This window comes from Streptomyces aurantiaciflavus (genome assembly GCF_049808595.1).
GTDB lineage: Bacteria > Actinomycetota > Actinomycetes > Streptomycetales > Streptomycetaceae > Streptomyces.
Genome location: NZ_JBNCAQ010000056.1, coordinates 14,999 through 34,962 on the forward strand (window position 1 = coordinate 14,999; position 19,964 = coordinate 34,962).

At 73.1% G+C, this 19,964-nt stretch carries 19 protein-coding genes and 1 pseudogene; 5 read left to right on the plus strand and 15 right to left on the minus strand.

The window, feature by feature from the left end; genetic code table 11:
* From ACPT94_RS40075 to ACPT94_RS40095, 5 genes and pseudogenes are all read right to left on the minus strand, one after another.
* Positions 1 to 858 carry an amidohydrolase family protein gene (locus ACPT94_RS40075; RefSeq protein WP_425248003.1) on the minus strand — a complete coding sequence of 286 codons (858 nt, stop codon included), beginning with the start codon at positions 856 to 858 and terminating at the stop codon, positions 1 to 3.
* On the minus strand, positions 855 to 1,169 hold the full coding sequence (locus ACPT94_RS40080; RefSeq protein ID WP_360345238.1) for an L-rhamnose mutarotase: 315 nt from the start codon (positions 1,167 to 1,169) through the stop codon (positions 855 to 857). Before ACPT94_RS40080 ends, ACPT94_RS40075 begins: the two co-directional genes overlap by 4 nt.
* A complete protein-coding gene (locus ACPT94_RS40085; protein WP_360345240.1) occupies positions 1,166 to 2,212 on the minus strand; it encodes an aldo/keto reductase in 1,047 nt (348 codons plus the stop codon). The genes ACPT94_RS40080 and ACPT94_RS40085 overlap by 4 nt, the downstream gene beginning before the upstream one ends.
* Complete coding sequence (locus tag ACPT94_RS40090; RefSeq protein ID WP_360345242.1) at positions 2,209 to 2,964, minus strand: SDR family NAD(P)-dependent oxidoreductase; 756 nt, start codon at positions 2,962 to 2,964, stop codon at positions 2,209 to 2,211. The genes ACPT94_RS40085 and ACPT94_RS40090 overlap by 4 nt, the downstream gene beginning before the upstream one ends.
* Positions 2,961 to 3,167: pseudogene (locus tag ACPT94_RS40095) on the minus strand (hypothetical protein); the annotation flags it as partial. The gene ACPT94_RS40090 and the pseudogene ACPT94_RS40095, both read right to left, overlap by 4 nt.
* 161 nt (positions 3,168 to 3,328) lie before the next feature.
* Here ACPT94_RS40095 and ACPT94_RS40100 point away from each other — a divergent pair.
* Positions 3,329 to 4,054 (plus strand): FadR/GntR family transcriptional regulator, encoded by a 726-nt coding sequence (locus ACPT94_RS40100; RefSeq protein ID WP_360345244.1) that lies wholly within the window; start codon positions 3,329 to 3,331, stop codon positions 4,052 to 4,054.
* A gap of 91 nt (positions 4,055 to 4,145) precedes the next feature.
* A complete protein-coding gene (locus ACPT94_RS40105) occupies positions 4,146 to 5,489 on the plus strand; it encodes an amidase (protein WP_360345246.1) in 1,344 nt (447 codons plus the stop codon).
* Between the two features lie 83 nt (positions 5,490 to 5,572).
* On the opposite strand, the gene ACPT94_RS40110 is transcribed toward ACPT94_RS40105, so the two are convergent.
* On the minus strand, positions 5,573 to 5,746 hold the full coding sequence (locus ACPT94_RS40110; protein ID WP_189940756.1) for a hypothetical protein: 174 nt from the start codon (positions 5,744 to 5,746) through the stop codon (positions 5,573 to 5,575).
* Between the two features lie 458 nt (positions 5,747 to 6,204).
* On the opposite strand from ACPT94_RS40110, the gene ACPT94_RS40115 reads away from it, so the two are divergent.
* A complete protein-coding gene (locus ACPT94_RS40115; RefSeq protein WP_425248004.1) occupies positions 6,205 to 6,759 on the plus strand; it encodes a hypothetical protein in 555 nt (184 codons plus the stop codon).
* A 56-nt stretch (positions 6,760 to 6,815) separates the two neighbouring features.
* On the opposite strand, the gene ACPT94_RS40120 is transcribed toward ACPT94_RS40115, so the two are convergent.
* The 5 genes from ACPT94_RS40120 to ACPT94_RS40140 form a co-directional block, all read right to left on the minus strand.
* Positions 6,816 to 8,321: an SDR family NAD(P)-dependent oxidoreductase gene (locus ACPT94_RS40120; RefSeq protein WP_360345251.1), complete on the minus strand. Its 1,506-nt coding sequence runs from the start codon at positions 8,319 to 8,321 to the stop codon at positions 6,816 to 6,818.
* 155 nt (positions 8,322 to 8,476) lie between these two features.
* Positions 8,477 to 9,799, minus strand: coding sequence for a wax ester/triacylglycerol synthase family O-acyltransferase (locus tag ACPT94_RS40125; RefSeq protein ID WP_425248005.1), 1,323 nt, complete (start codon positions 9,797 to 9,799; stop codon positions 8,477 to 8,479).
* 155 nt (positions 9,800 to 9,954) lie between these two features.
* Complete coding sequence (glgC, locus tag ACPT94_RS40130) at positions 9,955 to 11,175, minus strand: glucose-1-phosphate adenylyltransferase (protein ID WP_360345255.1); 1,221 nt, start codon at positions 11,173 to 11,175, stop codon at positions 9,955 to 9,957.
* Positions 11,176 to 11,224: 49 nt separating this feature from the next.
* The gene (gene glgA / locus ACPT94_RS40135; protein WP_360345287.1) at positions 11,225 to 12,397 is read right to left on the minus strand and encodes a glycogen synthase; all 1,173 of its coding nucleotides are present in this window, start codon (positions 12,395 to 12,397) and stop codon (positions 11,225 to 11,227) included.
* Positions 12,398 to 12,435: 38 nt separating this feature from the next.
* Entirely contained in the window at positions 12,436 to 13,203 is a 768-nt protein-coding gene (locus ACPT94_RS40140; RefSeq protein WP_425248006.1) for a (2Fe-2S)-binding protein, read from the minus strand.
* 210 nt (positions 13,204 to 13,413) lie between these two features.
* Here ACPT94_RS40140 and ACPT94_RS40145 point away from each other — a divergent pair, with 210 nt between their 5' ends.
* Positions 13,414 to 14,505: a DMT family transporter gene (locus ACPT94_RS40145; RefSeq protein WP_360345259.1), complete on the plus strand. Its 1,092-nt coding sequence runs from the start codon at positions 13,414 to 13,416 to the stop codon at positions 14,503 to 14,505.
* Here the strand turns inward: ACPT94_RS40145 and ACPT94_RS40150 are convergent.
* The gene (locus tag ACPT94_RS40150; RefSeq protein WP_425248007.1) at positions 14,495 to 15,658 is read right to left on the minus strand and encodes a transglycosylase family protein; all 1,164 of its coding nucleotides are present in this window, start codon (positions 15,656 to 15,658) and stop codon (positions 14,495 to 14,497) included. The genes ACPT94_RS40145 and ACPT94_RS40150 overlap by 11 nt on opposite strands.
* A 281-nt stretch (positions 15,659 to 15,939) precedes the next feature.
* Here ACPT94_RS40150 and gndA point away from each other — a divergent pair, with 281 nt between their 5' ends.
* On the plus strand, positions 15,940 to 17,379 hold the full coding sequence (gene gndA / locus ACPT94_RS40155) for an NADP-dependent phosphogluconate dehydrogenase (RefSeq protein WP_360345263.1): 1,440 nt from the start codon (positions 15,940 to 15,942) through the stop codon (positions 17,377 to 17,379).
* A 619-nt stretch (positions 17,380 to 17,998) separates the two neighbouring features.
* Here gndA and ACPT94_RS40160 read toward each other — a convergent pair.
* From ACPT94_RS40160 to panD, 3 genes are read right to left on the minus strand one after another with little or no spacing between them, the layout of a single operon-like run.
* Positions 17,999 to 18,643, minus strand: a complete 645-nt coding sequence (locus ACPT94_RS40160; protein ID WP_360345265.1) for an aspartate/glutamate racemase family protein — start codon at positions 18,641 to 18,643, stop codon at positions 17,999 to 18,001.
* 4 nt (positions 18,644 to 18,647) lie between these two features.
* A complete protein-coding gene (locus ACPT94_RS40165; RefSeq protein WP_425248008.1) occupies positions 18,648 to 18,995 on the minus strand; it encodes a GNAT family N-acetyltransferase in 348 nt (115 codons plus the stop codon).
* Between the two features lie 49 nt (positions 18,996 to 19,044).
* A complete protein-coding gene (gene panD / locus ACPT94_RS40170) occupies positions 19,045 to 19,464 on the minus strand; it encodes an aspartate 1-decarboxylase (RefSeq protein WP_360345269.1) in 420 nt (139 codons plus the stop codon).
* Positions 19,465 to 19,964: the final 500 nt, after the last annotated feature.

A 19,964-nucleotide genomic window follows, 5' to 3' on the forward strand; every position in this document is an offset into this window, starting at 1 on the left:
TCAGAGGTCGTAGACGCGGGTGGCGGTGGTCCCGAAGACCTGTGTGCGTTCGCCGGCGCTCAGGGCTCGGGTCAGCTCCCGGGCGGCGGACAGCACGTCACCGTAGGTCGCCGCGAGGGTGCACACCGGCCAGTCCGAGCCGTACATCAGACGGTGCGGGCCGAAGGCCTCCAGGGCGAGGTCGGCGTACGGGCGCAGGTCGTCGATCGTCCAGGCGGCGGGGTCGGCCTCGGTGACCAGGCCGGAGAGTTTGGCGACCGTGTTGGGCAGCGCGGCGAGGGTGCGCAGGGCCGACTCCCAGGGCTCGCGGGCTCCGGAGGCGACGGGGGGTTTGCCGAGGTGGTCCAGGACGAAGGTGAGGCCGGGGTGGTCGGCGGCCGCGCGGGCGCAGGCGGGGAGCTGGTGGGGCAGGACGACCAGGTCGTACACGAGGCCCGCGTCGGCGACCGCGGCGAGTCCCCGGTGGACGTCGGGGCGCAGCAGCCACTCCGGGTCGGACTCGCCCTGGACCTGGTGGCGGATGCCCTTGAGGTGGCGTCCGCCGGGGAGGTCCCGCAGCCGGGCCAGTTCGTCGGCGACGTCCGGGCGGGTGAGGTCGGTCCAGCCGACGACGCCCGCGATCAGCTCGTGCTGGGCGGCCAGGGCGAGGAACTCCGGGGTCTCCTCGGGCACCGTGATCGTCTGGACCAGGACCGTGCGGCCCACGCCTGCCGCGTGGGCCTCGGGAGCGAGGTCGGCGACGGTGAAGTTCCGGCGCAGCGGCTGGAGTTCGGGTCCTGTGATCCAGTCCTGGTCGCGGACGGAGAGGTCCCAGACGTGGTGGTGCGCGTCCACGGTCGCGCCGGCTCCCCCGGTCACGGCAGCTCCCACACGACGGGCAGGCCCGCGCCGGCCCCTTCGTCGGAGTAGTCGTGGACGACGTCGAGCAGCTCGGCCATCCGGGCCTGCCAGGCCACGTTGACCGGGAGTCTCTCCAGTTCGGCGAGGAGGCGGGCGTAGTCCTCGCACTCCAGGACGTGGAAGAGGTCGGTGCCGCTGCGCCAGATGGTCCAGGAGGTGGCGCCGGCCGCGCGAATGGCGTCGGTGAGCTCCTCGGGGACCTCGCGGTGGGCGGCCTCGTAGGCGTCGATCCGGTCGGCGCGGACCTTGGTGTGCAGGGCGACTCTCATGACGGCTCCTCCGTCGGCTTCTCCGGCGACTTCTCGGACGACCCTCGGGACGGCTCCTGGGACGGCCCCTCGGTGGGGACGGGGGCGTCGGGCGGCAGGAGGCCGCTGTCGCGCAGGGCCTGCCAGAAGTCCGGGGGGATCGTGGCCCTGAACTGCTCGGCGCAGTCGTCCGCTTCGGCCGCCGAGCGGGCACCGACCAGGACGCTCGCCACGGCCGGATGGGCGGCGCAGAAGGCCAGGGCGGCGGCGCGCAGGGTGGTGCCGTGACGTTCGGCTACTGCCTTGATCCGCAGGGCGCGTTCGATCAACTCGCGGGGCGCCTGCGTGTAGTTGTAGGTCGCCGTCGGTTTCGGGTCGGCGAGCAGGCCCGAGTTGAAGGCGCCGCCGATCACCACCGAGACGCCGCGTTCCTCGGCGGCGGGGAGGAGGTCGGTGAGCGCGCTCTGGTCGAGGAGCGTGTAGCGGCCGGCGCACAGCACCACGTCGACGTCGGTGTCGCGGACGAAGCGGGTGAGCATCGCCGTCTGGTTCATGCCGGCGCCGATCGCGCCGACCACGCCCTCGGAGCGCAGGCGTTCCAGGGCCGGGTAGCCGTCGTGGAAGGCCTCTTCGGGGTGGTCGTCGGGGTCGTGGAGGTAGACGACGTCCACGCGGTCGAGGCCGAGGCGTTCCAGGCTCGCCTCCAGGGTGCGGCGGATGCCGTCGGCGGTGAAGTCCCAGACGCGGCGGTGGGTGGCGGGGACCGCGAAGAGGTCGGCGAGGTCGTCCCCACCGCCGTCGAAGGGTTCGAGGCGGCGGCCCACCTTGGTGGAGACCGTGTACGCGGAGCGCGGGTGCTCGCGCAGGGCGGCGCCCAGGCGGCGTTCGGAGAGGCCGAGGCCGTAGTGGGGCGCGGTGTCGAAGTAGCGCACGCCCTGCCGCCAGGCGGCGGTCACCGCGTCGTGGGCCTGCCGGTCGTCGACCTCGGTGTACAGGTTGGCGATGCCGGCGGCGCCGAACCCGAGGCCGGTGACCCGGACGCCGCTGCGGCCGAGGGCGTTCACGGGGCCACCGGGCGCAGCCGCAGGCCCTGCATGCCGCCGTCGACGGCGAGGGCGGTGCCGGTGGTGGCGCCGGACAGGGGGCTCGCCAGGTAGGCGATGGCGCCCGCGACCTCGGCGGCGCTGACCAGACGGCCGATGGGCTGGCGGGCCTCCAGGGCGGCGCGCTCGGCGGCCGGGTCGGGGGCGGCGTCGAGGAGACGGCCGATCCAGGGGGTGTCCGCCGTGCCGGGGTTGACGCAGTTCACGCGGATGCCCTCGCGGACGTGGTCGGCGGCCATGGCGAGGGTGAGGGAGTACACGGCGCCCTTGGTCGCGCTGTAGAGCGCGCGCTGCGGCAGGCCGGCGGTGGCGGCGATGGAGCAGGTGTTGACGATCGCCGCGTGCGCGGAGCGGCGCAGGTGGGGCAGGGCGGCGCGGGCCACGCGGACCATGCCGACGACGTTGACGTCCAGGACGCGGTGCCACTCGGCGTCGTCGTTGTCCTCGACGGTGCCCTGGGCGCCGATGCCCGCGTTGTTGACCAGGACGTCCAGGCCGCCCAGGTCGGCGACGACGGCCGCGACGGCAGCGCGGACGGAGGCGTCGTCGGTGACGTCGGCGCGGTGGGCGAGCAGGGGCTTGTCGACGCCCGAGGGGTCCCGGTCGAGGACGGCGACCTGTGCGCCGCGCTCGGCCAGCAGCTCGGCGGTGGCCCGGCCGATGCCGGAGGCTCCGCCCGTCACCAGGGCCCTGAGGCCCTCGAAGTCGCTCATGCCGTCCGGTCCTCCCCGCTGTTGAATCCGTTTTGCAGGTCGGCGGCCCGGAAGGCGCCGCCGGGACATGTGTACCGCGCGATCGACTCGGACCGCGTGGCCGCCGAGAAGCCCGGCGCGGTGGGTGCCGCGCAGTGACCTTCCCTGACCACCACCGGGTCGAGGAAGTGGTCGTGCAGATGGTCGACGTACTCGATGACACGGGCGGCGATGCGGGCGGGAACGGGAGACGCCATGCCGCATATTTATCAGACCACTTCCCCCGGACAACAGCCCTGCCCGCGTGAAATGAGGCGTTACCATCCCGAGTGGTCCGACCACATCGGTGATGGGACCGCGGCGCACCGGTGACAGGAGAGATGACGTGGACAAGGCCGACGAGTCCCCGCCGAGCGGGCCCGCCGTCCCGAAGGGCACGGTGACGCAGCGCGCCATCGAGCGGATCAAGGCGATGATCGCGGAGGGTCTGCTGGAGCCGGGCCAGCGGCTGCCGACCGAGCGTGATCTCGCGGCGCAGCTCGGCATCTCGCGCAGCTCGATGCGGGAGGCGATCCGCGCCCTCACGGTCCTGGGCGTGCTGGAGGCCCGGCACGGTTCCGGCATCTACGTGACGCAGCTGCAGGCCGGCGACCTCCTGGAGACGTTCGGTGTGGTCGCCGACCTCTCGCGCGGGCCGCGGCTGGTCGAGCTCCTCCAGGTGCGGCGCGTCCTGGAGTCCACGGCGACCGCGCTGGCCGCCGCCCGCATCACGGCGGAGCAACTGGCCGTCGTGGAAGGTCACTTGACGGCGATGAACGCCACGGACGACCCGGAGGAGATCCTCGCCCACGATCTCGCCTTCCACCGGGAGATCGCGGCGGCCGCCGGCAACGAGACGATGGCGGCGATCCTGGAAGGCCTGTCCTCCCGCACCTTCCGCGCCCGTGTCTGGCGCGGCTACCGGGAGGAGGGCGCCTTCGCCCGCACCCGCCGCGAGCACGCGGCGATCCACCGCGCCCTGGCCGCCCGGGACCCGGAGGCGGCCCGGGCGGCGGCGGCCGCGCACGTGGGCGAGGTGGAGGAGTGGCTGCGGGCGCAGGTGGGCCCCTGACCCCGGCGGGGACATGCCGGCCTCTCGACTCGCCGCATCCGGCGGGGCACAGTTCTCCCTACGTACTCGCCAGTAGTGCAGAGGAGCTGCCGTGACCAGCTGGGTCGGCCGGACCGCCGTCGAGATCGCCGCCGCCGTGCGGGAGAAGCAGGCCACTGCGCGCGAGGTGGTGGCCGAGCACCTCGCGCGGATCAAGCGGCTGGACGGGCGGATCGGGGCGTTCCGGGTGGTGCGGGCCGATGCCGCGCTCACCGAGGCCGACGAGGTGGCCGCCCGGGGTGACCTGGCCGAGCTGCCGCTGGCCGGTGTGCCGGTGGCGGTCAAGGACAACCTCGCCGTGCGGGGCGAGTCCACCCGCGTCGGCTCCGCCGCGACTCGGGACACGCCCGCCGGCGCCGACCATGTCACGGTGGCCCGGCTCCGGGCGGCCGGTGCGGTGGTCGTGGGGCTGACGAACGTGCCGGAGCTGTGTGTCTTCGGGACCACCGAGGGCGTGCACGGCACCGCCCGCAACCCGTGGGACACCTCGCGCACGGCGGGCGGTTCGTCCGGTGGCAGCGCGGCCGCGGTCGCCGCCGGGATGGTGCCGATCGCCCTCGGCAACGACGGCATGGGCTCCCTGCGCATACCGGCGGCCAACTGCGGCCTCGTCACCATCAAGCCGGGCCACGGCGTGGTTCCGGCGGAGATCGGCGAGGGCGCCTGGTTCGGCATGTCCGAGAACGGCCCCCTGACGACGACGGTCGAGGACGCCCGCCTGATGCTGTCGGTCCTGGCCGGCACCGACGTCGTACGGCCGCGGGAACCCGGCACGCTGAGGATCGCCGTCTCCGTGCGCAGCCCGCTCGCCGGGGTCACCGTGAGCAGGCCGTACGTGGGCGCGGCACGTGAGGCGGCCGGGGTGCTGGCGCGGGCGGGGCATCGGGTGCGCCGGGCCGAGCCGCCGTATCCGCTGTCGCTGGGCGTCACCGCGCTCGCGCACTGGACGGCGGGCACCGCCGTCGACGCACGGGCGCTGGACGCGCGGCTGCTGGCCCGCCGCACCCGGGTGCACGCCGCCCTCGGCCGGCGCTTCCTCGACGGGGTGCGCGGCGGCTCGGCGCGGGAGGAACTGCGCCGCCGGCTGGAGCCCTTCTTCGAGGGGTACGACGTGCTGCTGACGCCGGCGCTCGCCCGGCGCTCGCCGAAGTCGGCGCCGTGGCACGAGCGGGGCTGGCTGAGCAACGTCCTGGTGAACACCAACCACTCGCCGCTGACGCCGCCGTGGAACCTCACCGGCTGGCCGGCGGCGGTGGTCCCGACGGGGACGCTGCCGTCGGGCGCTCCCACCGCCGTCCAGTTGGTGGGGCGGCCGGGGTCGGAGGCCCAACTGCTACGGGTGGCCGAGCAGTTGGAGGAGGTGCGCCCGTGGCGGCGGACGGCGCCGCTCGGATGAGGGGGAGCGTGAGCGGCTGAATCCGCATGGGCGTGGCGGGCACGCCCATGCGTCAGGCGATCGCGACGGGTTCCGCCCTGGACTCAGTCCACGCTGGGCAGGATGTGGGGCTCGGCGAGGTCCTCCTCGTAGCCGGCCAGGCGGATGGGGGCCGAGCGGGCCCACACGTCGAGGCTGCCGATCTCCCCGGGCCGGCGGCCCCCGCGCTCCGTGCGTTCCTTGGGGCGCTGTTCGCGATTCGTCTTCTCTGGTGTCACCGCGCACTCCTTATGTGTCGGTCACCCTCGGGCGTGCCGGTCGGACTGCGGTCCGTCGCTCGACGCGTCCTCGGATCTGTCTGCAGGTGGTTCGGACGCGGTGGCGCCGGTAACTCCGAGGAGAGCAGGCCATGGTGAACCGGCTGTCCCATGACGGACCGTGGGTGTTGGGTAGCACTCCGTCCTGCTGTCCGTCCGCTACAGGTTAACCAAATGAGCGGAGGCCCGCTCGATAGGGCTGAAAATTTGGGGTAACCATGGCGAGTCACCCACATGTCCCCGCCTGTGCACTGAACCCTTCCGCCCGCCGACGGCACCCCGCGACCTTCACCCGAACGGCTTACATCGCTGCACCCCGCCGCTTCGGCGTGGCTCAGTTCAAGTGCCGTTGGTTCCGTCGCAAGCTCGCCATGATCTGCTGACGTGTCACTACGGCTGTCTCGCGGGAGGACTGACGCATGGAGCTGCGCAGCGTCGAGGAGCTGATGGATCTGCTGTACGCGGGGCGGGGCGTGTGGGACACCCCGGACCACCGCGGGCACGGAGTGGACCACCGCGGGCACGGAGTGGACCACCGCGGACACGGAGTGGACCACCGCGGGCACGGAGTGGAGCACCGCGGACACGGGGTGGGGTATCGCGGGCACGGGGTCGATCTGCACGATCACGCGCTGCAGACCGCGGCGCTGCTGCGCCGCAGTCGCCCCGCGGACAAGGAACTCCAGGTGACGGGACTCGTCCATCCCATCGGCCGGCTGCTGCGGCCCACCAGTGCCGCGGGCCGCGCGGAGATCGTCGCCGACGCCGTACGGCCGCTGCTGGGTGAGCGGGTGGCACGGCTGGTACGCCGCCACCCCTGGCAGGGCCCACCGGCCGACGACGACCTGCTCAGCCTGCGCCAGGCCGACGAGGACGGCCGGGTCGCCGGCGTCGACGCGGGGGTGCTGGAGGACTGGCGCACGGTGCTGGAGCTGGTGGCGGCGCGGAACTCACGGCTCGGGGCGGTCGACTGAGCCCGTCCGGCAGCCGGTGAACGGCCGCCGGAGACCTCCCCGACGGCCGCCGGGCCCTACCACTTACCGGGTGCGTAGTCCTTGAGGAAGACGCCGTACAGGTCCTCGCCCGCCTCGCCGCGCACGATCGGGTCGTAGACGCGGGCCGCGCCGTCGACGAGGTCGAGCGGGGCGTGGAAGCCGGCCTCGGCGAGGCGCAGCTTGTCGAAGTGGGGGCGCTCGTCGGTGATCCAGCCGGTGTCGACGGAGGTCATGAGGATGCCGTCGGTCTCGAACATCTCCTGCGCGCTGGTCCGGGTCACCATGTTCATCGCGGCCTTGGCGGCGTTGGTGTTCGGGTGGCCCGCGCCCTTGTAGCCGCGGCCGAAGACGCCTTCCATCGCCGAGACGTTCACGACGTACGCGCGTCCGCTGGTGGACTTCCTGGCGGCGTCGGCCATGGCCGGGCGGAGCTTGCTGATCAGGATGAAGGGTGCCGTGTAGTTGCACAGCTGGGTCTCGAGGAGCTCCACCGGGGAGATCTGCTCGATGGTCTGCACCCAGGTGTTGGTGTCGACGACGTCGGGGACGAGCCCGCCCGCGTCGATGGCGGTGCCGTCGAGGTGCCGCTCGACGCTGGCGTTGCCCGCGACCAGGGCGAGGTCGGCGACCTTCTGGGCGTCGAGGCCGCTGGTGCCGAGCGGCAGGGCGGCCAGGCCGTCGACCGCGCCGGAGTTGAAGGCGCCGATGACGTGGTGGGCGGGGAGCTCACCGGCGGGCAGCGGGGCGCTCTCGCCCTCGACGAGGGCGGCGTAGGCGGAGGGCAGGCGGCGTACGGTCTGCGTCGCGTTGTTGACGAGGATGTCGAGGGGGCCCGCCTCGGCGAGCTGGTCGGCGAGGGCCACGGCCTGCGCCGGGTCGCGCAGGTCGATGCCGACGACCTCGAGGCGGTGGATCCAGTCCGCGGAGTCGTCCATGGCCTTGAAGCGGCGGATGGCGTCCTTCGGGAAGCGCGTGGTGACGGTCGTGTGGGCGCCGTCGCGCAGCAGCCGCAGGGCGATGTACATGCCGATCTTGGCGCGGCCGCCGGTGAGCAGGGCGCGCTTGCCGGTGAGGTCGGCGCGGGCGTCGCGCTTGGCGCGGTTCATACGGGCGCAGTCGGGACAGAGCTGGTGGTAGAAGTAGTCGACCTCCACGTACCGGGCCTTGCAGGTGTAGCAGGAGCGCGGGCGCTGGAGTATCCCCGCGATCTTCCCCTGCTCCGTGACCGACGACGGCAGGAGGCCTTCCGTCTCGTCGTCGATGCGCTGGGCGGAGCCGGTCGCCGTGGCCTCCGTGACCGCCTTGTCGTGGGCGGTCTTGGCGGCCCGGCGCTCCTGGCGGCGGCGCTGCTTGACCGTGCGGTAGATGCCGGCGGTGGCCCGGCGCACGGTGATCGCGTCGGGGTGGTCGATCTCCAGCTTGTCGAGTTCCTCGAGCACGCTGAGGCAGACCGCGAGCCGCTCCGGGTCGATGCCGGGCCCGTACGCGACGCCGCCCACGACCTCGTCCGTGATCGCCGAGCCGTCCTCTGTCACCGTCATCGCGCTGCCGTTTCCCTGCTGACCCGTGCGGCGCTCCGACCGCGCCCGCTTTCGAACGGGGAAGTGTACGGAGCGCCGGGCCACACCTCCAAACCCGCTCGCGAGGCGAGCGCGGGCCGCAGCGCCCCGGAGGTGAACGAGCCGGAGAACGGTGCTCAGGAGTCGCAGGCCGTGATGAGGGTCTCCAGCTCCTCGGAGAGCGCCCGCGCGAACCGGTCGAGGTCGGGCACCGCCTCGGCGTCCGCGACCAGCCCGTAGTGGACGCGGCCGCGGTAGCTGGAGATCGCCACCGCGAGGGAGTGGCCGCGGGCGAGCGGGGCGTACGGGTAGACCTCGGTCACCGGGTTCCCGCCGAGCTTCAGGCCGAGGCTGGGCAGGGGCACGCTGGTGACCAGGATGTCGAACCAGAGCCGGGCGGCCTGGCCGGCCAGCGGTCCGCCGAGGCGGTGGGCCAGGGCCGGGACATGGTCGGCGAGCAGCGCGACGGCGCCCGCGCCGCGGCCCGGGCCGGCGTCCTTGTTGCGGTCCATGGCGGCGCGGACGGCGCCGAGTCGGCCGAGCGGATCGGGATCGTGGACGGGGAGCTGGATCAGGTAGCCGGAGAGCCGGTTGCCCTGCGGGTGGGCGGTGCGCGGGCGGCGCTTGGAGACGGGGATGAGCGCGCGCGGCGCCACGCCCTCGCTGCCGTCGCCGCGCTCGTCCAGCCAGCGGCGCAGGGCGCCGGCGACGACCGCGATCAGGACGTCGTTGACGGTGCCGCCGACGACCTTGCGGACCCGGTGCACGTCGTCGAGGTCGACGACCACGCCGGCGGTGCGGCGGGTGCCGGTGGGCCCGGCGGTGAGCGCGGCGGTGGAGCGCATGCCGAGGGTGTGGACGGCGACGGAGGCGCCGATGTCGAGGGCGCGGCCCATGTCGGACAGGGCGCCGCGCAGCAGGCCGGGCAGCCTGCGCACCCGGGGCAGGCGAGGGCGGGGCGGCTCGGCCGGGCGGGGCCGTCGCTCGGGCAGGTCCATGGGGTCCAGGACGGCCGCCGCGAGGGTCAGCGCGCGCAGGCCGTCGGCGAGGGCGTGGTGGAACTTGAACAGGACGGCGAAGGAGTCGCCCTCCGGCGCCGGCAGGACATGGGCCTCCCACGGCGGGCGGCCGCGCTCCAGGGGACGCTCCATGAGCCGGCCGGCCTCGGCCTGGAAGTCGGCGGTGGGCGGGTGCAGCCGTACGTGGTTCAGGGAGTCGAACTCCGGGTCCGGCTCGCGCACCGCCCCGCCGAAGGCGGGGGGCTGCCACACGTCCCGGATCCGCATCCGCAGCCCGGGGACGGCGGCCGCCCGGGCGGCGAGCAGGTCGGCCGCGTGGGCGGCCGAGGCGGGCGAGAGCGACGAGAAGACGCCGAGCGCGCCGAGGTGCATGGGGTGCTCGGGGGACTCGATGTTCCAGAACGCCAGGTCGAGGGGTGCCAGCAGATCATCAGGAGTCACGGGCTTGCCTCGCGTCGACGACGGGTGAGGCAGCAGTCAATCGCCTCCGGGCGATTACGGTCAAGTACGATCGGACTACGTACAGTTAACAGTCGATTAAGTGTGTCGAAAACGGGCTCGATGCCAGAAAACGGAATCGACGAAAACACGATCGATCAGGACACCTGCTGGCCCTTCCCGAGGGCGATCACTCCGCCCTTGGACACCGTGTACAGCTCCGCGTCCCGTTCCGGGTTCACGCCGATCGTGGCACCGGGCGGGACCTCGACGTTCTTGTCCAGGACCGCCCCGCGCACCACCGCGCCCCGGCCGATGTGGACGTTGTCGTGGAGGATCGACCCCTGCACGACGGCCCCCGGGTCGACCACGACACCCGGCGACAGCACCGACCGGGTGACCTGCCCGCGGATCAGGCACCCCGAGCTGATGATCGACTCACTGGCCATGCCGCCCGCGTTGAAACGGGCCGGGGAGAGCTGGTTGGAGTGGGTGTAGATGGGCCAGCTGCGGTTGTAGAGGTTGAAGGCGGGGCGCTCGGCGATCAGGTCCATGTGGGCGTCGTAGTACGCGTCGAGCGTGCCGACGTCGCGCCAGTAGCCCTGGTCGCGGGTGGTCTCCCCGGGCACGTGGTTGTCGCTGAAGTCGTACAGCCGGGCCTCGCCGCGCTCGGTGAGCTGGGGCAGGATCGAGCCGCCCATGTCGTGCACGGAGTCCTCGTCCTCGGCGTCCCGCTGGAGCGCCTCGACGAGGGCCTTGGTGGTGAAGATGTAGTTGCCCATCGAGGCGAAGACCGTCTCCGGGTCGTCCGCGAGGCCCGGCGGGTCGGCGGGCTTCTCCAGGAAACGCTCGACCGTCTGGCCGTCAGAGCCCGGAGTGATCACCCCGAAGGAGGAGGACTCGCCTCGCGGGACCCGTATCCCGGCCACCGTCACCCCCGCGCCGCTGTCGATGTGCTGGGTGAGCATCTGGCGCGGGTCCATGCGGTAGACGTGGTCGGCGCCGAACACGGCCACGTACTCGGGCCGTTCGTCGTAGATCAGGTTCAGCGACTGCAGGATGGCGTCGGCGCTGCCGAGGTACCAGCGTTTGCCGAGCCGCTGCTGCGCCGGGACCGGGGTGACGTAGTTGCCGAGCAGGCTGGACATCCGCCAGGTGGTGGTGATGTGCCGGTCCAGTGAGTGCGACTTGTACTGCGTCAGCACGCAGATGCGCAGGACGTCGGCGTTGACGAGGTTGGACAGCACGAAGTCGACGAGGCGGTACGTACCGCCGAAGGTGACCGCTGGTTTGGCGCGGTCCGCGGTGAGGGGCATCAGGCGTTTGCCCTCGCCGCCCGCCAGCACGATTCCGAGGACCGAAGGTCCACCACGACGCATGGCCGCTCCCCTCACCGGTTGAACCATGATTGCCCCCGCACGGGGCGGGCTACGCCTGTTTGAGGATCTCCTCGTACAACCGGACGGTGCGCCGGGCCACCGCGTCCCAGCCGAACTCCCCCACCGCGCGGGCCCGTCCGGCCTCACCCATGCGGCGGGCGCCCTCCGGATCGCCGAGGACGGTGTCCAGCGCCCGCGCGAGACCGGCCTCGAAGTCGCCGCCCCCCTCGTCCACGGGGACCAGCAGGCCCGTCTCGCCGTCCTCGACGACCTCGGGGATACCACCGACCCGGGACGCCACCACGGGCGTTCCGCACGCCATGGCCTCCAGGTTGACGATGCCGAGAGGCTCGTACACCGACGGGCAGACGAACACGGCCGCGTGGGTGAGGAGTTGGATCACCTCCGGGCGCGGCAGCATCCGCGGGATCCAGTGCACGCCGTCCCGGGCGCGGCTCAACTCCTCGAACAGCTCGCGGAACTCCCGGTCGATCTCGGGGGTGTCGGGCGCGCCCGCGCACAGCACGACCTGCGCCGCCGGGTCGATGTCCCGTACGGCGCGCAGCAGATGGGGGACGCCCTTCTGGCGGGTGATACGGCCGACGAACAGCACGTACGGGCGGGCCGGGTCGAGGCCGATCCGGGCGAGGGCGTCGGTGCCGTGGTCGGGCCGGTAGAGCGTGGTGTCGATGCCGTTGTGCACGACGTGCACCCGGTCCGGGGCGAGCGTCGGGTAGCAGCTGAGGATGTCCTCGCGCATCGCGCCGGAGACGGCGATCACCGCGTCGGCGGCCTCCACGGCGGTCCGCTCGGCCCAGCTCGACAGGGCGTATCCGCCGCCGAGTTGCTCGGCCTTCCAGGGGCGCAGGGGCTCCAGCGAGTGGGCGGTCACCACGTGCGGGACGCCGTACAGCTCCTTGGCGAGGTGACCGGCGAGGTTGGCGTACCAGGTGTGGGAGTGGACCAGTTCGCGGCCTTCGAGGGCGGCGGCCATGGCGAGGTCGACGGAGAAGGTGCGCAGGGCGTCGTTGGCGCCGTCGAGGGCGGACCAGGGGCGGTGGCGCAGGACTCCGGCCGCCCGGTCCGCCAGGGACACCTCACCCCAGCAGTGCACCTCGAGGTCGATCAGCGCCCGCAACTCACGGGCGAGGAACTCGACATGGACGCCCGCGCCGCCGTACACGTCCGGGGGATACTCCCGGGTCAGCAGTCCCACTCGCACCCGGAACCCCCAATTCTCCGCGACCGGTTCCCTCATGGTCACCCAGACGGGGCGCGCGGGGAAGAGCGCGGGGATCGTGTGAAGCAACAGTCGCCGCAGACGCCTCCGCCCGGCACCCGGTAGTAGAGGCAGCAGCTGCGGCGGCGGAAGGCGGTGCCGGTGAGGGTGCCGGTGGCGGCGAGCAGGGGGTGGGCGAGGAGTTCCGCGGTGAGGGCGCGGGAACGGGCGGCGACCTCGGTACGGCCGTGACGTCGCGCCCACCGGTCCAGCTGGCGGGCGGCGCCGGCCAGCGCCGACGCGGCGTTGCCGCGCAGGAGGCCGGGGGCGACGGGGTGGCGGGCGCGCAGGGCCGCCGCCAGCGGTTCGAGGTGGCCGTGCAGGACGGACTCGGTGAGGGTCGCCGCGTCGCCGGGCCGGGCCCGGACCTGCGTCAGCCACAGGTCGTCCGGGGCGCCGCCGTCCGGGTCCCAGCGCAGCAGCCGCGGGTCCAGGTCGGGAAGCCGGCCGTACAGAGCGGCACAGCCGAGGGCGACCGCCCAGAGGCGGGCCGCGAGCCCCTGCTGGGCGATGGAGGCGGCGATGCGCGTCTCGGGGGCGCGCAGGGCCTCGGCGACCTTCCGGACGCGGAACGTCAGGGGATCCCCGTGAACATCGGAGGAGGTGTGTGCGTATACCTCGGCGAGGGTCGGCAGGGGCCGGGGTGGTTCTTCCGCCGACGACGGTACGGTGCGCAGGACGAAGAAGCCGCCGAGCGGGCGGAGAGCGGCGAGATCGGGGTCGAGGTCCACGAAGGCCAGTAGTACCAAGGCCCGTAGGGGTGGGTGATCAGGGGATCCCCCGCGACCTCACCCACCCTGGGGAGGACGGCGGGCGTTTCCTACTCCATCGGTAGTAGGACCCATTGGGTGCTCAGGGACGACGACGGGAACAGATCGGCACGGCATCGTGTTGGTCATGAAAGCCGACCGTTCGCCGCGCCGGGCCCCCGGCCCCCGCCTCACGCAGAGGAACAGCTCATGAGCGCCCTCGCGTTGTCCGTGGTGCTGTCGCTCGTCTCCGCCGTCGCCTACGCGGGCGGGGCGATCGTGCAGGAGCAGGTCGCGGTGTCCCACCCCGACGAACAGTACGCACCGCTGCGCCGGCCGGGCTGGTGGGCGGCGGTCGCGCTGAACGGCCTCGGCGGACTGCTGCACGTGGTGGCGCTCGCCTACGGCCCCCTCAGTCTCGTCCAGCCCCTGGGCGCGCTGACCATCGTGTTCGCGCTGCCGATGGCGGCGCTGTTCGTGGGCCGCAAGGCCGGGGCGACGGCCTGGCGGGGCGCCATCATGGCGACGGTCGGTCTGGCCGGTCTGCTCTCCCTGGTCGGCGCCTCCGACGCGCAGTCGCTCAGCACCCCGCAGCGCATAGGCGCGGCCCTCGTCACCGGCGGCGCGGTGGTGGCCCTGATGATCGCCGGGCGGGCCGCGCACCGTCACCCCGCGGTCCGCAGCATGCTGCTGGCGACCGCGTCCGGCATAGCCTTCGGCATGTCCTCCGTGTTCACCAAGACGGTCGCGGTCGACTGGACCGGCGGCGTCTCGGCGGCCGACCTGCCCTCCCTCGCCGTGATCGGCGTCCTGGCCACGGCAGGCATGCTGCTGTCGCAGGCCTCCTACAAGGGCGGCGGCCTCGCGGCCCCGCTCGCGACGCTGACCGTGGTGAACCCGGTGGTCGCGGCCGCGGTCGGCATCACGATGTTCGGCGAGACCTTCCGCTACGGCACCACGGGCACCGCGCTCGCGCTGAGCTGCGGTGTGGTGGCGGCGGGTGGCCTGATCCTGCTGACCACCGAGCGGCTCGCGGGCACGCAGACGGCGGAGCCGGCGACGACGCCCGCGGCCGACCTGCCCGGCGGTTTCCCGCAGGAGCCGGTCGTGGCGCGGCTGGAGAAGGCGCTGGACGAGGTCCGCGAGGACGTCGTGCTCGTGCTGCCGGCCCAGGCCGTGGAGGAGCCGGTGGCGGTCTCGGCGCAGGTTTCCGAACCTCCGCCGCTGTACGGGCCGTTCTACGGCGGCCCGTACCTGCCGCTGACCCTCCCCGAGCGGTACCGCGAGCGGATCAGATCCTGACGCCGCCGGCCCGGAGATAGGCGACCGGGTCGATGTCCGAACCGAAACCGGGCCCCGTCCGCACCTCGAAGTGCAGATGCGGGCCCGTGCTGTTGCCGGTGGAGCCGGAACGGCCGATGCGCTGGCCGGCGCCCACCGACTGGCCGTCCCGTACGGAGATCGCCGACAGGTGCGCGTACTGCGAGTAGCGGCCGTCGGAGTGCCGGATCACCACCTGGTAGCCGAAGGAGCCGCCCCAGCCCGCGGTGACCACCGTGCCCGACGCGACGGCCTTCACGGACGTGCCGGTGGGCACGGGGAAGTCGACGCCGGTGTGGTAGCCCTTCGACCAGGAGGAACCCGTCGCGTGGTACGGCGTGCCCGTGCCGGCGCCGACCGGGGCGACGAGGGCGTGGCCGGCCGACGTCTTCTTCCCGGTGCTCTTCTTCTCCGTGTCCGAGGAGGACCTCTCCGTCCGGGAGCCGGAGGTGCCCGAGGTGCTGCCGGGGGACGTGGTCGTGGAGGTCGCCTGGCCACGCAGCTTCAGCCGCTGGCCGGGCACGATCAGGTCGGGGTCGGCCCCGATGGTCGTCCGGTTGGCGGCGTACAGCCGCCGCCAGCCGCCGCGGACGTCCTGTTCGTCGGCGATGCCGGAGAGGGTGTCGCCGCGGACGACCGTGTACGTCTCGGCGGTGCCCGCCCGCGACTGGGGCGTGGTCTGCGGCTGTACGTCCTTCAGCGAGCTCTTGGCGGACTGTGCGGACGTGCCGGTCGGGTGGATGTCGGGGGTGTCGCCGCCCCGGGTGAGTCCGGCGCGGACCGAGCAGGCCGGCCAGGCGCCGGGCCCCTGCCCCTCCAGCACCTTCTCCGCGACGGCGATCTGCTGGTCCTTGGTGGCGAGATCGGCGCGCGGCGCGTACTTGGTGCCGCCGTACGCCTCCCAGGTGGACTGGGTGAACTGCAGCCCGCCGTAGTAGCCGTTGCCGGTGTCGGTGTTCCAGTCGTTGCTCGACTCGCACGCGGCGACCTTGTCCCAGGTGTCCACGTCGGCCGCCTCGGCGAGGCCTGCGCCCATGAGCGGTATCGCCATGCCGGCGCCGCCCGCCGTGACGGTGAGTGAGGCCCGGTTGATCCTGTTCGGCTGATACCGGCGGTGCCGGCCGCGTACGGCCATGAAGATCCCCCTCGACATGCGTCAGGAGGGGCAAAAGTAAGGGCCGCCAACCGGCCGGGACAAGACGACTATCGGCCGCCCTGGCTCAACTCGACCGGGAATCCACCCCTGTTGCGCGATGTCCGGGGCGGATGGGGCGGGTGCCGCGTATGTCCGTTCGGGACGGCACGCGGCCCGGACACGTGCGGTCGGCGTACGGTCGCGACAGGATGGTCGGCGGGACGACACCGGCGGGGGAACGACCGGCACCACCGAGCACAGACCCTTGAGGAGCCAACGGTATGAGCACTTCAGCCCAGATCGGCGTCACGGGACTCGCGGTCATGGGCCGCAACCTCGCCCGGAACTTCGCGCGCAACGGCTATACGGTCGCGGTGCACAACCGGACGGTGGCGCGCACGCACGCCCTGGTCGAGGAGTTCGGGCACGAGGGCGACTTCGTCGCGGCCGAGACCGCCAAGGAGTTCGTGGCGGCCCTGGAGCGGCCCCGCCGCCTGGTCGTCATGGTGAAGGCCGGGGAGCCGACCGACGCCGTGATCCACGAGTTCGCCCCGCTCCTGGAGCCCGGGGACATGATCATCGACGGCGGCAACGCGCACTTCGCCGACACCCGGCGCCGGGAACGCGAACTGCGCGAGCGCGGCATCCACTTCGTCGGCACCGGCATCTCCGGGGGCGAGGAGGGCGCGCTGCACGGACCGAGCATCATGCCCGGCGGCTCCACGGAGTCGTACGAGTCCCTGGGCCCGATGCTGGAGAAGATCTCGGCGAAGGCGGCCGACGGGGCGCCCTGTGTGACGCACGTCGGCCCCGACGGCGCCGGGCACTTCGTGAAGATGGTCCACAACGGCATCGAGTACGCCGACATGCAGCTGATCGGCGAGGCGTACCAGCTGCTGCGGGACGTCGCCGGGTACTCCCCCGCGCAGATCGCGGAGGTCTTCCGCACCTGGAACACCGGGCGGCTGGACTCCTATCTGATCGAGATCACGGCCGAGGTGCTGTCGCACGTGGACGCGGCGACGGGGAAGCCCTTCGTGGACGTGGTGGTCGACCAGGCGGAGCAGAAGGGCACGGGCCGCTGGACCGTGCAGATCGCGCTGGATCTGGGCGTCCCGGTGTCGGGCATCGCGGAGGCCGTCTTCGCGCGGTCGTTGTCGGGGCACGCGCCGCTGCGGGAGGCCGCCCGGGGGCTCGCCGGGCCGACCCCGGCCGCGCTCGACGAGGCCGACGCGGCGGCCTTCGCCGACCGGGTGGAACAGGCGCTGTACGCCTCGAAGATCGTGTCGTACACGCAGGGCTTCCACGAGATCGCGGCGGGCAGCGAGGAGTACGGCTGGGACATCGACCTCGGTGCCGTCTCGGCGATCTGGCGCGGGGGGTGCATCATCCGTGCGGCCTTCCTCGACCGGATCCGGGCGGCGTACGACGCGCGGCGGGATCTGCCGAGTCTGCTGTCCGACGAGACGTTCGCCTCGGAGATCGCCGCCGCGCAGGACGCGTGGCGTGAGGTGCTGGTCGCCGCGACCAGGCAGGGCGTCCCCACCCCGGGGTTCGCCGCCGCCCTCGCCTACTACGACGCGCTGCGTGCGGAGCGGTTGCCCGCGGCGCTCACGCAGGGGCAGCGGGACTTCTTCGGGGCGCACACGTATCGGAGGGTGGACCAGGAGGGTTCGTTCCACACCTTGTGGGGTGGGGACCGGTCGGAGGTGCCGGCGTAGCGCCCGGCCCCTGACGGCGTTGCGGTGGGCGACGATGTCGCGGCGCCCACCGCCCGCGCGCACGGCCGGTCAGGTGAGGGGCGGTCCCGGCTCCGGGTTCGGGACCGGCTCCGGGCCCGGGGGAATCGGGGACGGGGAGGGTTCCGGGGGCGGTCCCGGGTGTGGGGGTGGTGGCTGCGGGGTGGGTTCGGGGCCCGGGGGTGGTTCGGGGGGTGGCACCGGGGTGGGATACGGCTCGGGTGCCGGGCCCGGTGTCGGTGGAGGCTGGACGGGGTCGGGGTGCGGGTCGGTCATCGTGTCCTCCGGCCAGTGGTGAAGCGTGGCTCTGGACTACTCCCCCGCGTACCCGGGGGCGGCGCGGACAGTCACCCGGTGGTGGCAGCGGGTGCGCCCGGCCGGGCCTTTTCCGGGTGCGGTCGGCTGGGCTTGTTCCGGATGCAGCCGACCGGACGTTTTCCGGATGCGGCCGGCCGGATCTTTTCCGGGTGCGGCGACTGGCCGGGGCCGGCGGCCGACCGAGGCCCGGGTGCGGCAGCCGACCGAGGCCCGGTCCGGCGGCCGACCGAGGCCCGGGTGCGGCAGCCGACCGGGGCTTTCCGGGTGCGGCCGGTGGGCGGGCTCAGCGGCGCCGCGCCGCCTCCGCCCCCGCCGCCAGCGCCGGCCGGGGGCTGGAGAGCACCGGCACCGTGGTCCGGACGAGGTGCTGCGCCGGGGCCATGGAGCCCTGCGCCAGGACGATCGCGTCGGCGTCGGTGACCGTGTCGGCGGCGTCCGCGACGAGCCGGGCGCACATCTCGGTGTCGCCCGCCTCGAAGCGGTCCCAGGCGCCGTCGACCAGCAGGGTGCGGATCGTGACGGCCCGGCCCGCGCGGTGGGCCTCCTCCCTGATCAGGTCGGAGGTCGGGGCGAAGGTGCTCTCCACGGTCGCCAGGACGACGACGCGTTCCCCGGCAGCCACCGCGGCGGCGGCCATCGGGCGGTCGCCGCGCAGGACGGGGACGCCGTTCGTCACGGAGGCGGCCGCCTCGGCCACCGCGCCGATGGTCGAGCAGGTGCACAGCACAGCCTCGGCGCCGTCCGCGGCGGCCCGGGCCACAGCGGTCCGTACGTCGGCGGCGACCGCCTCGGGGCCCAGCTCACGCGCGCGTGCCAGCAGGCCCTCGTCGACGAAGTGCCGTAGTTCCAGGTCCGGTTGGGTCTCGTCGCGCAGGGCGTCGAAGACCGGCACGTGCAGGGGTGAGGTGTGCAGCAGGGCCAGGGCCACCGGGTCAGAACCTTCCGGGGTGCGCGCGCAGCCAGTCCTTGGCGGCGGCGAGCAGCCCGGGGTCGGCCGCCGGGGCCTCATCGGGGTGACGCTCGGCCCACTTCACGACGTACGGGCAGAGAGGGGCGACGGGGGTCTCCTCGCGGGCGGAGATCGTGTACAGCTCGCGGGCCAGCGAGCCCGCGATGCCCTTGCCCTCGTGGGCCGGTTCGACGATGGTGTGCACCGGGACCAGGGCGCGCCCGGGCGACTCCAGCACGAAGTACTCGATGCGGCCCACCACTTCGTCGCCCTCGCCGAGGGCTTCGAGGCGGCCGGCCGCCCGGTCGTCGCGGATCCGGATGTCGCTCATGGGCACGCTCCTGGTGCGATGGGTGCGGTGGGCGCGGTGGCTCGGACGGTCAGACGGACACGGCCTGGGGGCTGCGCTCCTGGTCGGAGCCCGGTACCGGCTCGGCCGGGTCGGCGCCCAGAGCCACGATCCGGTTGTCGCGGTCCACGTGCACGACCCGCGGCTTCAGGGCCCGGGCCTCGGCGTCGGTCACCTGAGCGTAACTGATGATGATCACCAGGTCTCCGGGATGGACGAGATGGGCGGCGGCACCGTTGATCCCGACGACGCCCGAGCCGCGCTCCCCCTCGATGACGTACGTCTCCAGCCGCGCCCCGTTGGTGATGTCGACGATGTGCACGAGCTCGCCGGGCAGCAGATCGGCGGCGTCCAGCAGATCGGCGTCGATGGTCACCGATCCCACGTAGTGCAGGTCGGCCTGGGTGACGGTGGCGCGGTGGATCTTGGACTTGAACAGAGTACGCAGCACTTTGGACTCCTGGAGGACGGCTCCCTGCCTGCTTTGTGCAGGTCAAGGGCGGTCTTCACTCTACAACTGGCACGCGCCTCACTCGAAGATTGTGAGGAACATCGCTTCACTCTGATGAGAAGGCCCCTGCCTGCGTTTTCGTGCGAACCAGGCTGCTGTGACATCGCCGACCATGCACCTACTCGGACGCTCTTCGCGGAAGGCGCCAGGACCGATGCTGACGAAACGCTGACTTATCTGACGGCATATCAGGGACATGGGAGACATAGGCGGGTCACTTCCCAGGAGCACCTGACGCGTCAATGCGTGACAGCCACTCTCAGCGTGCATGAACAGCGCGTCCGCGGACAGCGCCCTCACGCCGGCTGATGCCAAGGGAGGTGCCGGCGGCGGAGTCTTGCCATCCCGCAGAGACCCCTTCGCCTCAAGGGGCCGCACCCGTGAACGCCGGTCCGGGTCGGCCCGAGGGCGACCGGATACAGTGCGCGAGACGGCAGCCT

What these genes read in the sequence shown, in the direction of transcription:
- ACPT94_RS40080 (WP_360345238.1), bottom strand. Translation starts at nt 1,169, where the DNA reads ATGAGAGTCGCCCTGCACACCAAGGTCCGCGCCGACCGGATCGACGCC.
- ACPT94_RS40090 (WP_360345242.1), bottom strand. Translation starts at nt 2,964, where the DNA reads ATGAGCGACTTCGAGGGCCTCAGGGCCCTGGTGACGGGCGGAGCCTCC.
- ACPT94_RS40115 (WP_425248004.1), top strand. Translation starts at nt 6,205, where the DNA reads ATGGAGCTGCGCAGCGTCGAGGAGCTGATGGATCTGCTGTACGCGGGG.
- ACPT94_RS40120 (WP_360345251.1), bottom strand. Translation starts at nt 8,321, where the DNA reads ATGACGGTGACAGAGGACGGCTCGGCGATCACGGACGAGGTCGTGGGC.
- glgC (WP_360345255.1), bottom strand. Translation starts at nt 11,175, where the DNA reads ATGCGTCGTGGTGGACCTTCGGTCCTCGGAATCGTGCTGGCGGGCGGC.
- ACPT94_RS40145 (WP_360345259.1), top strand. Translation starts at nt 13,414, where the DNA reads ATGAGCGCCCTCGCGTTGTCCGTGGTGCTGTCGCTCGTCTCCGCCGTC.
- ACPT94_RS40150 (WP_425248007.1), bottom strand. Translation starts at nt 15,658, where the DNA reads ATGGCCGTACGCGGCCGGCACCGCCGGTATCAGCCGAACAGGATCAAC.
- gndA (WP_360345263.1), top strand. Translation starts at nt 15,940, where the DNA reads ATGAGCACTTCAGCCCAGATCGGCGTCACGGGACTCGCGGTCATGGGC.
- ACPT94_RS40165 (WP_425248008.1), bottom strand. Translation starts at nt 18,995, where the DNA reads ATGAGCGACATCCGGATCCGCGACGACCGGGCGGCCGGCCGCCTCGAA.